Source organism: Pseudomonas sp. R3-18-08 (assembly GCF_003852065.1).
GTDB lineage: Bacteria > Pseudomonadota > Gammaproteobacteria > Pseudomonadales > Pseudomonadaceae > Aquipseudomonas.
In genome coordinates this window covers 2,017,678-2,028,376 of record NZ_CP027729.1, presented here as the reverse complement: position 1 = coordinate 2,028,376, position 10,699 = coordinate 2,017,678, and the positions used below count along the sequence as shown (strand labels likewise).

Below are 10,699 nucleotides of genomic sequence, written 5' to 3'. Positions count from 1 at the left end.
AAATTCGGCCCTTGGAAAATAAAAAAGAAGTTTCGTACGATGAGGTTGGAAGTGTCTTTTACAAAATAAGAAATTCGTTTAATAAACAAATTATCAACAATAAGAAAATTCTTACTTCGACACTTCCAAATAGAACTATCCATTAAGGAAATAGCTGACCCACATCACCATGGCAATTGCTTACGTCAGTGAATGCGCGGTCCCGAAAAGACTGACGCTCGACAACGTTTCAGCTTCAACCCGCAGACGTACTGGCGCCGTGCCGCCCGGCATCACCACCGCCACTTCCCCGGCGCCGACCCAGCCTGCTCGCCATGCCGCACAGGCCACCGCGCTGGCGCTGGTACCCGAAGACGCAGTAGGCCCTTCGCCGCGCTCGAACACCCGCGCGATTACCTGATTACCCGACGCACGCGCGGCCCATTGTAAATTGACCCCCGCGACACAGGGACGACCGCTGCCCACAGGCGGAGCGAAGGCGATCGCTTGCAATCGCTCAAACAGTGCCGGTTGATGCATGGCGAGATAGGTGGGCAATGCCGCCATCTGCTCGACAAGTGTTACGCAATGGGGATTGCCCACCCGCACGAACTGGCTTCTATCCCATTGCGGGTCTATCGCCGCCAACGCGGCCACGTTACTGAACTCACCCTGCTGCGCCACACCGCTATCCACTCCCGCACCGGCTGCCGATGGGCCGAAACCCGGTTGCCCCAGGTCCAGCCAAAAGCCCTCGACTTGCTGGTACACCGCAGGCTCCACCCGCGTGACCACCGGTGAAACTGCATCCGCTTTATCGTGATGCACCCGCAACTCGCAGCCTTCTGACATAACGCCTTGGTCGGTCAATGCCTGGGCAAAGATGGTTAACCCGTTGCCACTGCGCTCGGCGAGGCTACCGTCAGTATTGACGATCAATAGATCGAAAGGTGGCGCAGCCTGAAACGGCCCAACCAGCAACCCGTCGCAGCGATGAGCCTTGGCACCGGGCGCCGGCGACACCGCTCCCCACCCGCATTCGGCAGCGATGGCCGATGCGCTCCATGCCTGGCGCGCACTCGCGGCGAGGTCGGCGCCGTCGGGCAGATCAACACCCCGGCGACGTAAATAATCGGGGCTGACTACCCCATAGATATTGCCGCGCGCGTCATAGAACCGAGTCACGCTGTTAGCTGCTTGAAAAAAGTCATCGGTCTGTTCGTCGGTAGCCTGAAAGAGAGAGCAACAGCGTATTACAGAACGCCCACTTCTACACACGCGACACCTTCAGGTTGGAAATACCGTCACGGGCCGCTCGCTAATCCCAAGGGAACCCGGCTCGCTCGACGAAGCCTGATGTGCAAGGATGTCACGCCGGACATCGTTCGTTGAACGCAACACCAAGGATTATTCATGACTGCCATCCCCACTTCCGCCCCCGTGGTTCCCGGGCGGCTGGAGCAAATGTCGACCCGTATCGCTTTTTTCATCGCCGGCTTCGGCATCGCAGCCTGGGCACCGCTGGTGCCGTACGCCAAGGCGCGCGCGCAACTCAACGAAGGCACACTGGGCCTCTTGCTATTGTGCCTGGGGGTAGGATCGATCCTCGCCATGCCCGTGGCCGGGGTGTTGGCGTCACGCTTTGGCTGCCGGCGCGTGTTGACCGCCGGCACGGTCTTGATTTGCCTGGCGTTGCCGATGCTGGCCACCGTCAGTTCGATTCCGCTGCTGATGGCGGGGTTGTTCCTGTTTGGCGCAGGGCTGGGCACGGTGGATTCGACGGTCAACCTGCAAGCGGTGATCGTTGAACGCGCCAGCGGGAAAACCATGATGTCGGGCTTCCACGGGTTGTTCAGCCTGGGTGGGATCGTCGGTGCGGCGGGGGTCTCCGGCTTGCTGGGGCTGGGCTTGTCGCCGCTGCAGGCAACCCTGGTGGTGATCGTCATCATGGCAGTGGCACTGCTCAAGGCCAGGCCGCATCTGCTCCCCTATGGCAGTGAAAGCTCAGGGCCGGCGTTTGCCATTCCTCATGGCGTGGTGCTGTTTATCGGCTGCTTGTGTTTCATCGTTTTCCTGGCCGAAGGCGCAGTACTGGACTGGAGCGCGGTGTTCCTCAGTGCCGAACGCGGCCTGGACGAAGCTTATGCAGGCCTCGGCTACGCGGCATTCGCCCTGACCATGACCGCAGGGCGCTTGACCGGTGACGTGATTGTGCGACGCCTGGGCGCTACCTGGGTGATCGTGGCCGGTGGCGCGTTGGCAGCGGCCGGTGTATTCCTGGCCACGCTGTCCCCCGCCTGGGAAATGGCGCTGCTTGGGTATGCGCTGGTAGGCGCCGGCTGCTCCAATATCGTCCCGGTGCTGTATACCGCCGTGGGCAAACAGAAGGTGATGCCGGAACATATTGCCGTGCCCGCCATCACCACGCTGGGCTATGCGGGCATATTGGCCGGGCCGGCAGTGATCGGGTTCATTGCCCATGCCAGCAGCGTGGCAACCGCGTTCCTGCTGATCGGTGGGTTGCTGGCAGCGGTGGCGATCAGCGGCAGGATAGTGCGTGTATAAACGCTCGCCGGTATGAGCGGCCTGATTATGCGCCCCGCTCATACCTGCGACGCCTTCAGTTACCCTTTTCTTTCTTATCGTTTTCCAGCCATCGATCGATGCTGTAGTTCTTCAGCCAGCCATCAATGTTGTGGCTCCCAAAAATGTTGGTGCCGTTCGCTTTGTTGCTGTCCAGGGAGTCGAGTAATCCTGGTCGCTCAACAATGTTCTTGGCGACGTATACCTGCTGCTCGCTGTATTTTTTCTTGGGGAACCCAGTCGCCGGATCCCGTACGACATTACCGTTCTTGTCGGTCTCGTCAGGATCTTTGCTCATTTCGATCAGTGTGTCTGTCTTGACGTATCGGTGCTTCTCGAAAAAGAAGGTGTAGTCTTCGGATTTATCCCGCAGTTGATCAAACATGCCCCTGAACGCCTGCACGACTTGTGCATTGGTTTTCGAATGGAATGGATCCACACTTTGGGTATTGGGGTTGGTGTTGCCAACGACCAGGTCAGATGCATTGGCCAGGCTTTCAGGCGTGATTTTACCGCCATCGACTAGAATCGCCTCGTTGAGCCTGGGGCGATTGAGTATCTCCCTGGCCAACATGATGGTGCGTTCAGAGACGCTGCTTTTGTGCACGTCTTCAGCGGCAATTTGTTGCAGCCCGCTCTGGGTCAGGTGGCCATCTTTCTTGAACTTATCCAGCATGGAAAAGTTGTTATTCAGATCTGTCGCCAGCAGGCGGTCGTCCGAACTGATATAGGGATTTCCCACATTTGACATTCCGCCATACAGCCCTTGGCCGTCAAAATGCCGGCTGGCGCCATTGACCATCAAGCTGTCGGGGGCAAAACTCGAGGTCGTTCCGAGCGGCTGCTGGGTTCCCAACGCCTTGTCCACGACGCTGAGCCGCGCGTAACCACCACCGGCTGGAGCAGGCGCCTGATTCGCACCGGCAGTCCAATTCTGCAGATGCGGTAATCCAGAGCCTGAAGTATTTATCCCGTTAGTCATGTTGATTCCCACCTTATTTAGATTGCATTACTTGGACCTCGAGTGCTCCGTCTTCAAAAGCGCTGTGACGGTCAGCGCGAGGCAAGTATCGAATATGTGGCAACCTAAAAATAATGGTTCCGGCAAGCCGCCAGCCTGCTCCCGGTAAACCTTGAACATTTGTGACCAGCCAGCGACGTCAGTGGGTTGACTGTCATTGACGGCGTGACAATTTGCTCCACAGCGCTTCGAGCAATGACACTGCTGACCGAGGCGCCGGCCCGTCCTCTACGGCTCGCGAGCCCCTATCGAAGTCTTCAGTCGTAGGCGCCTTGAAACTGAACTTGGGTGACGACGTGAGATTGAGCCCCTTTGCTTGAGATGAGCCCAGGCCGTGTAGCGTAGTTGCCGGAGCGGGCAGGTTTGCAACAGCGTACTGGGAGTGAGATTGGCGAGGTTCAAATGATGTCGAATTCATAGGCCATTACCTGTTCCAGTAAACGAAGGCATCCATGGTCACACCAATGGATGCTTTCTTCGTGGTAAATACTTGCAAATGGTTCCAGCATCACTGCGGAGCGATTTCCTGGCCAAGTGTCTACCAACCGATGCGACGCATTGGGCCAGGTATTAGCGCAAGAGCCGATACAGGTCGTCCCGGGTGATCTTGCCATCGCGCAGGAACCCGAAGACGTTATCCATCGAGCCCTTCAACTCCGAACGCGCCATGACTTCTCGCGATAGCTGGGTAATGCTGTCGGTGGGTCCATGACCATAAAGCGGACGCGACGCAAACTTTGCGAAGGTGTTGACGTCGATGGCGTTTCTATCGGCGCTCCACCACGGCCCTTTCAACGCGTTGAAGTTATTCAAGACATTCTGGGCAAGTTGCCTGTCGTCTTGAAGCTTGAGTGGGTTCGACGAAAGAATGAATTTGCTGATGTCTTGTTTAGACAGGGATTTGTCCAGGGCCCCCGTCCCATCATTTCGATCGAGGGCCTGCATCAGGCCCGGGCGCTTGAGCAATTCCCTGGCAAGCCTGATGTTCTCGTCCACCTTCGAAAACCCGGTCAAGGGTCGACCTGCCATATTATTTATATGCTCAGGCGTGACGGTCGGTGCGTACCAGGGTTTGAACTTGTCGTATTTATTCAATAGCCCCTGGGCCAACAGCTCGTTGCTCTGTTTTCCGTAAAGAGGATCCGGCAGTGTGGGGTTGGGACGTGGGGGCGGGCCTGGATTGAAGCCTGGTTTGTGCGACTGCGCTGCGCTGTCGAAAACCGGGCCGGACTGACTCGCCGACTGCTCGAAACTCGGGCCCGCCGCGCCCGCAGCCTTGGCCACCGCGCTGGGTTGTGCGTCTGCGCGAGTCTGCGCCAGGTTGTCAGTTGATGAGGCGAACGCTTGATTGGATGCGGATACCGACATGGGGTACTCCAGTGCTGAGTTAGGGCGATACCTTGCTGCCGCAGCCTTGCCAACGATGGATGAATCGTGGCGCAGGTCTGCACCAGCAGGCCTTTGCTGTGTGGCAGAGCGATAGCAATAGGTTCCTCGACGTGTTGAAAACATCCAACTAGGGGTAGGAAGGAGGTCTTGCGTAACGAAGAGCGAATCGGGAAATTTCCCTGCACACGGCAACGCAAATCGCCTATGTCCACGACATCCATCCCCGGGCACGTCAACGCTCCTAAGTTCACTTGAGGATAAAGACGCGTCTACTGTCAGAAATTACAGTTGCATTGGTCCGCGACCCTTTCAAATGCACAGCGCCGTGCTGAACTTCCATCACCGCGCATCAGTCAGCACAAAAGACTCTCATTAAACAGCGGGTGGGCGATGCAGATTTCCTTGCAGCAACAAGTGGCCCTGGTCACCGGTGCCAGCTCCGGCATCGGCGCGGGCGCCGCCGAGGCGTTGGCCGAAGCCGGCGCGGCCGTCGTACTTAACTACAACTCCCAGGCGGCACCGGCCGAAGCCCTCGCCGCGCAGATCAACGCCAACGGCGGCCGGGCGATTGCCATCGGTGGCGATGTGTCGAAAGAAGCCGACGTCGAACGCCTGTTCGCCCAGACCCTCGATGCCTTCGGCCATCTGGATATCCTCGTGGCCAACTCCGGCCTGCAAAAAGACGCCAACCTGGTCGACATGAGCCTCGACGACTGGAACACCGTGATCGGCGTCAACCTCACCGGCCAATTTCTCTGCGCACGCGCCGCCGTGCGTATTTTCAACCGGCAAGGCGTGCGCGCTGGGGTGTCCCGCGCGGCCGGCAAGATCATTCATATGAGCTCGGTGCACCAATTGATTCCCTGGGCCGGGCATGCGAATTACGCGGCGTCCAAGGGCGGCGTGGAGATGCTGATGCGCACCCTCGCCCAGGAAGTCAGCGAGCAGCGCATCCGAATCAACGGGATTGCGCCGGGCGCGATTCGCACCGCAATCAACCGTGCAGCCACCGAAGGCGCAGCGGAAAAAGAGCTGCTCAAGTTGATTCCCTATGGCCGGGTCGGCGATGTGGAGGACGTAGCGAACGCGGTGGTGTGGCTGGCCAGCGACGCGTCCGATTACGTGGTCGGCAGCACGCTGTTCATCGATGGCGGCATGAGCCTTTATCCGGAGTTTCGTGGCAATGGTTGATTTGAAGAACGAGCCACAAAGCCCCATCGGTGCCCACGGCATCATTGGCGACATGCGCAGCGCCGCGTTGGTGAATGACCAGGGCAGCATCGATTTTTTCTGCTGGCCGGAATTCGACAGCCCGTCGATTTTCTGTGCGTTGCTCGACACACCCGACGCCGGCACCTTCCAGCTCACCCCGGACATACCCAATGCGCGCCGCGAGCAGATTTACCTGCCCGACACCAATGTGCTGCAGACCCGTTGGCTGAGCGATGCGGCGGTGGTGGAAGTCACCGATTTGCTGGCCGTCAGTGAAGAGGTCGACGACCTGCCGCTATTGATCCGCCGCGTGCGGGTGGTCAGCGGCACGGCGACATTCCACCTGCGCTGCGCCGTGCGCCATGACTATGCCCGCGCCCACACGCACGCCACAGCCTGCGACACTGGCATACTGTTCAGCGCTGACGGCCAGCCTGGCCTGCGCCTGGTCGGCAGCCACGCGCTGACGCTGGACGAGAATGTGGCGGTGGCCCGCTTCAGCCTGGCCCAGGACGAAAGCGCCGAATTCGTCCTCGGCGGCCAGGACGATCCACGCGTAACGAACGCCTGCACCGACCTCTACCTGCAACGCACCTTGAAGTTCTGGCGCGGCTGGATCAGCCAATCAAACTACCGTGGGCGCTGGCGTGAAATGGTCAACCGCTCGGCCTTGGCGCTGAAGCTGCTGACCTCGCGCAAACAGGGCGCAATCATCGCCGCCGCTACCTTCGGCCTGCCGGAAAGCCCTGGCGGCGAGCGCAACTGGGACTACCGCTACACCTGGATCCGCGACGCCTCCTTCACCGTCTACGCCTTCATGCGCCTGGGGTTCATCGAGGAAGCCAATGCCTATATGCGCTGGCTCAGAGGCCGGGTCAGCGACTGCTGCGGCCAAACCACCAAGATCAACATCCTGTACGGCATTGATGGTCGCCAGGAACTGCCGGAAACCACACTGGACCACTTGCGTGGTCATGGTGGCGCCCAGCCGGTGCGCGTGGGCAATGAAGCGTTCGACCAGATCCAGCTGGATATCTACGGCGAACTGATGGACGCGGTTTACCTGGTCAATAAATACGGCGAAGCGATTTCCCACCAAGGTTGGAAACACACCGTGGAAGTGGTCGACCAGGTCTGCGAAATCTGGAACCAGAAAGACGTCGGCATCTGGGAGATGCGCGGCGAGCAGCATCACTTCCTGCACTCGCGCCTGATGTGCTGGGTGGCCCTGGACCGTGCGATCCGCCTGGCCTCCAAGCGCTCACTACCGGCGCAGTTCGCGCGGTGGGACCAGACGCGCCAGGCCATCTATGCAGACATCTGGAGCAACTTCTGGAACGAGGAACGTGGGCATTTCGTGCAGCACATCGACAGCACTGCCCTTGACGGCTCGATGCTGTTGATGCCGCTGGTGCGCTTCGTTGCCGCGACTGATCCACGCTGGCTGTCGACACTGGAGGCGATCGAGAAAAGCCTGGTACGCGACGGCATGGTCTACCGTTACCGCAACGACGACAGCCAGATCGATGGGCTGCAAGGCACCGAAGGCGCGTTTACCGCATGTTCGTTCTGGTACGTCGAATGCCTGGCCCGCGCCGGGCAAGTGGAAAAAGCCCACCTGGAGTTCGAACAGTTGCTGCGCTACGCCAACCCGCTGGGGTTGTACGCCGAAGAGTTCGACAGCCAGGCCCGGCACCTGGGCAATACGCCCCAGGCCTTGAGCCATTTGGCGCTGATCAGTGCGGCGACGTTTCTGGACCGTAAGCTCAGTGGGGAGAAAACCGTATGGCAACCCTGATACCACCTGCCCCGCTGCTGTATGTGCGCACGTCCATGCTCGATGTGGCTTACGAAACCCACGGCCCTGTCGATGGCGAGCCCGTCATCCTGTTGCATGGCTTTCCCTACGACCCGCGCAGCTACGACGAAATCGCGCCAGTACTGGCGCAGCGTGGCTACCGGGTGCTGGTGCCGTACCTGCGCGGCTATGGGCCTACGCGTTTTATCAACGATCAAGTCATGCGTTCCGGTCAGCAGGCAGCACTGGGCAAAGACCTGCTGGATTTCATGGATGCGCTGTCCATTCCCTGCGCCACGCTGGCCGGTTATGACTGGGGTGGTCGCGCCGCGTGTATCGTCGCGGCGCTGTGGCCGGAACGGGTGCGTGGTCTGGTGACCGCAGAGGGCTACAACATCCAGGACATCGCCGAGTCGGCCAAGCCACGGGCACCTGCTACAGAGCATCGGTTGTGGTACCAGTATTACTTTCATACCCAGCGCGGCGTGGACGGCCTGACCGCCAACCGGCGCGAACTGTGCCGGCTGTTGTGGGCGTTGTGGTCACCGTCGTGGGCGCACGGGCCGAGCCTGTATGGGCACACCGCGCCATCGTTCGATAACCCGGATTTCGTCGCGGTGGTGATCCACTCCTACCGCCACCGCTTCGGGTATGCGCCGGGGGACCCTGGGCTGGAATTCATCGAGCAGGCATTGGCGCTGCAACCGCCGATTTCGGTGCCGAGCATTTCCCTGTGCGGCGCCGATGACGGCGTGGGGCCGCCCCCGGAAGAGGACGACGATGTCGAGCACTTCAGCGGTTTTTATCGACGCCAGGTGTTGCCCGGCGTGGGTCACAATATTCCCCAGGAAGCGCCCCAGGTTACCCTCGCAGCGCTGCTGGAGTTGCTACACCGGTGAAAACCGCTCGCGATAGGCCTGCGGCGTTACCGACAGGGCCCGCAGGAAACTGCGTCGCAAGGTCTCCTCACAGCCAAATCCGCAGTGCACGGCGATGCGTTTGATCGCAATGCTGCTGTCCGCCAGTTGCCGGCGTGCGCTTTCGACCCGAATCAGCTCCACGGCCCGCGCCGGGGTCTGGCCGGTTTCGGCTCGGTAGTGGCGCACAAAGCTGCGCTCGCTCATGCCAGCCTGGGCGGCCAGGGTGGAAATACTCAGGTCCAACGTCAGGTTGTCGGCGATCCAGGCGTGTAACTCGGCAAAGCGGCTGTCGCTTTTTTGCAGGGACAAGGTCACGCTGAATTGCGATTGCCCGCCGGGACGCTTGAGAAACACCACCAATTGGCGCGCCACGTCCAGGGCGACGGCGCGGCCCAGGTCCTCCTCCACCAGGGCCAGGCACAGGTCGATACCGGCAGTCACGCCGGCCGAGGTCCACAGCGCGCCTTGCTGGATAAAAATCGGATTGGCCTCCACCGTCAGCGCCGGAAACTTGCGCGCCAGTTCCTCACAGCGCGTCCAGTGCGTAGCCACGCGGCATCCGTCGAGCAGGCCACTGGCCGCCAGCAGAAAAGCACCGGTGCAGACCGAGGCCATGCGCCGGGTGTGCCGGGATTTCTCGCGTACCCAGTGCACCAGCGCCGGGTCTTCGGCGGCACCGTAGACGCCCCAGCCACCGGCGATCACCAAGGTGTCACATGGCTGATCGACGGCGGGCAGCGGCTCGGCCACCAGCGCCAGGCCTGCCGAGGTCATCACCGGTTTGGCCTGGTCAGCGATCACATTCACCACATAGGGCGCAGGCAAACCGCGCTGGCGAGCCAGGTCGTTGGCCGAAGCGAACACCTGCAGAGGGCCGGTGACGTCGAGCACCTGGGCATTATCAAAAGCGAGCACATGAATGAGTCGGGGCATGATTGGCGTGATCTGTGGGCTCAATGGCGTATACGCCAAAGCCTAGGCCTCTACAGTGAAGCCGTCCACCCCCTTGATTGGAGTTTCATTCATGACCTTGCACATCGGCTTCCTGCTATTCCCCGGCATCCAGCAACTGGACCTTACCGGCCCCTATGACGTGCTCGGTTCGCTGCCGGACGTGAAACTGCACCTGGTCTGGCAAGACCTGGCGCCGATCACCTCCAGCACCGGCCTGGTGTTCACGCCGACCATCACCTATGCCGACTGCCCGAAGCTGGACGTGCTGTGCGTGCCCGGCGGTGCCGGTGTCGGCGCACTGATGGAGGATCCCTCCACGCTGAACTTCCTCAAGGCCCAGGCGCAAACCGTGCGCTACATGACCTCAGTGTGTACCGGTTCGCTAGTGCTGGGCGCGGCGGGTTTGCTGCGCGGTCGCAAGGCCACCACGCACTGGGCCTACCACGACTTGCTCGCGCCATTGGGCGCCATCCCGGTACAGGCGCGCGTGGTACGTGACGGCAACCTGTTTACCGGGGGTGGAATTACGGCGGGGATCGACTTTGCGCTGACCCTGGCGGCGGAGTTGTACAGCGAAGCGGCGGCGCAATTGGTGCAACTGCAAATCGAATATGCGCCGGCCCCGCCGTTCGACGCGGGCCGGCCGGAGACGGCGCCGGGGCATGTGGTGGCGGAGGCCAACAAGCGCACGGCAGAATCGCGCAGGGTGCGCGGGGAGATTGTGGCGCGGGCGGCGGCACGCCTGGGTTAAATGGATGGTTCCCACGCTCTGCGTGGGAACGCCTCCGGGGACGCTCCGCGTGCCGCCAACTGCCCTCTTTCTGACCCCCCGCCAAAAAAACC

General features: G+C 60.7%; 9 protein-coding genes. 5 read left to right on the top strand and 4 right to left on the bottom strand.

Annotated features, from left to right (window positions below; translation table 11 throughout):
* Window positions 1–180 precede the first annotated feature (180 nt).
* Entirely contained in the window at window positions 181–1,164 is a 984-nt protein-coding gene (locus C4J92_RS09390) for a diaminopimelate epimerase (RefSeq protein WP_124403643.1), read from the bottom strand.
* Window positions 1,165–1,392: 228 nt separating this feature from the next.
* Between C4J92_RS09390 and C4J92_RS09385 the strand changes: the two genes are divergently transcribed.
* Window positions 1,393–2,544: an MFS transporter gene (locus tag C4J92_RS09385; RefSeq protein WP_124403642.1), complete on the top strand. Its 1,152-nt coding sequence runs from the start codon at window positions 1,393–1,395 to the stop codon at window positions 2,542–2,544.
* Window positions 2,545–2,599: 55 nt separating this feature from the next.
* Here C4J92_RS09385 and C4J92_RS09380 read toward each other — a convergent pair whose 3' ends face one another.
* On the bottom strand, window positions 2,600–3,544 hold the full coding sequence (locus C4J92_RS09380) for a hypothetical protein (protein WP_256657462.1): 945 nt from the start codon (window positions 3,542–3,544) through the stop codon (window positions 2,600–2,602).
* Between the two features lie 609 nt (window positions 3,545–4,153).
* Entirely contained in the window at window positions 4,154–4,951 is a 798-nt protein-coding gene (locus C4J92_RS27180; RefSeq protein ID WP_256657461.1) for a hypothetical protein, read from the bottom strand.
* A gap of 411 nt (window positions 4,952–5,362) precedes the next feature.
* On the opposite strand from C4J92_RS27180, the gene C4J92_RS09365 reads away from it, so the two are divergent.
* Genes C4J92_RS09365 through C4J92_RS09355 form a run of 3 tightly spaced genes read left to right on the top strand, consistent with a single transcriptional unit; the run spans window position 5,363 to window position 8,881 of the window.
* Complete coding sequence (locus tag C4J92_RS09365) at window positions 5,363–6,163, top strand: glucose 1-dehydrogenase (protein ID WP_124403641.1); 801 nt, start codon at window positions 5,363–5,365, stop codon at window positions 6,161–6,163.
* A complete protein-coding gene (locus C4J92_RS09360; protein WP_124403640.1) occupies window positions 6,156–7,982 on the top strand; it encodes a glycoside hydrolase family 15 protein in 1,827 nt (608 codons plus the stop codon). Before C4J92_RS09365 ends, C4J92_RS09360 begins: the two co-directional genes overlap by 8 nt.
* A complete protein-coding gene (locus C4J92_RS09355) occupies window positions 7,970–8,881 on the top strand; it encodes an alpha/beta fold hydrolase (protein ID WP_124403639.1) in 912 nt (303 codons plus the stop codon). The genes C4J92_RS09360 and C4J92_RS09355 overlap by 13 nt, the downstream gene beginning before the upstream one ends.
* On the opposite strand, the gene C4J92_RS09350 is transcribed toward C4J92_RS09355, so the two are convergent.
* On the bottom strand, window positions 8,870–9,835 hold the full coding sequence (locus tag C4J92_RS09350) for a GlxA family transcriptional regulator (protein ID WP_124403638.1): 966 nt from the start codon (window positions 9,833–9,835) through the stop codon (window positions 8,870–8,872). The two genes, C4J92_RS09355 and C4J92_RS09350, sit on opposite strands and share 12 nt — an antisense overlap.
* 91 nt (window positions 9,836–9,926) lie before the next feature.
* On the opposite strand from C4J92_RS09350, the gene C4J92_RS09345 reads away from it, so the two are divergent.
* The gene (locus tag C4J92_RS09345) at window positions 9,927–10,607 is read left to right on the top strand and encodes a DJ-1/PfpI family protein (protein ID WP_124403637.1); all 681 of its coding nucleotides are present in this window, start codon (window positions 9,927–9,929) and stop codon (window positions 10,605–10,607) included.
* Window positions 10,608–10,699 lie beyond the last annotated feature (92 nt).

Bases quoted from the DNA above. Each gene is read 5' to 3' on its own strand.
- C4J92_RS09385 (WP_124403642.1), top strand. From the start codon at position 1,393: ATGACTGCCATCCCCACTTCCGCCCCCGTGGTTCCCGGGCGGCTGGAG.
- C4J92_RS09380 (WP_256657462.1), bottom strand. From the start codon at position 3,544: ATGACTAACGGGATAAATACTTCAGGCTCTGGATTACCGCATCTGCAG.
- C4J92_RS27180 (WP_256657461.1), bottom strand. From the start codon at position 4,951: ATGTCGGTATCCGCATCCAATCAAGCGTTCGCCTCATCAACTGACAAC.
- C4J92_RS09365 (WP_124403641.1), top strand. From the start codon at position 5,363: ATGCAGATTTCCTTGCAGCAACAAGTGGCCCTGGTCACCGGTGCCAGC.
- C4J92_RS09360 (WP_124403640.1), top strand. From the start codon at position 6,156: ATGGTTGATTTGAAGAACGAGCCACAAAGCCCCATCGGTGCCCACGGC.
- C4J92_RS09355 (WP_124403639.1), top strand. From the start codon at position 7,970: ATGGCAACCCTGATACCACCTGCCCCGCTGCTGTATGTGCGCACGTCC.
- C4J92_RS09350 (WP_124403638.1), bottom strand. From the start codon at position 9,835: ATGCCCCGACTCATTCATGTGCTCGCTTTTGATAATGCCCAGGTGCTC.
- C4J92_RS09345 (WP_124403637.1), top strand. From the start codon at position 9,927: ATGACCTTGCACATCGGCTTCCTGCTATTCCCCGGCATCCAGCAACTG.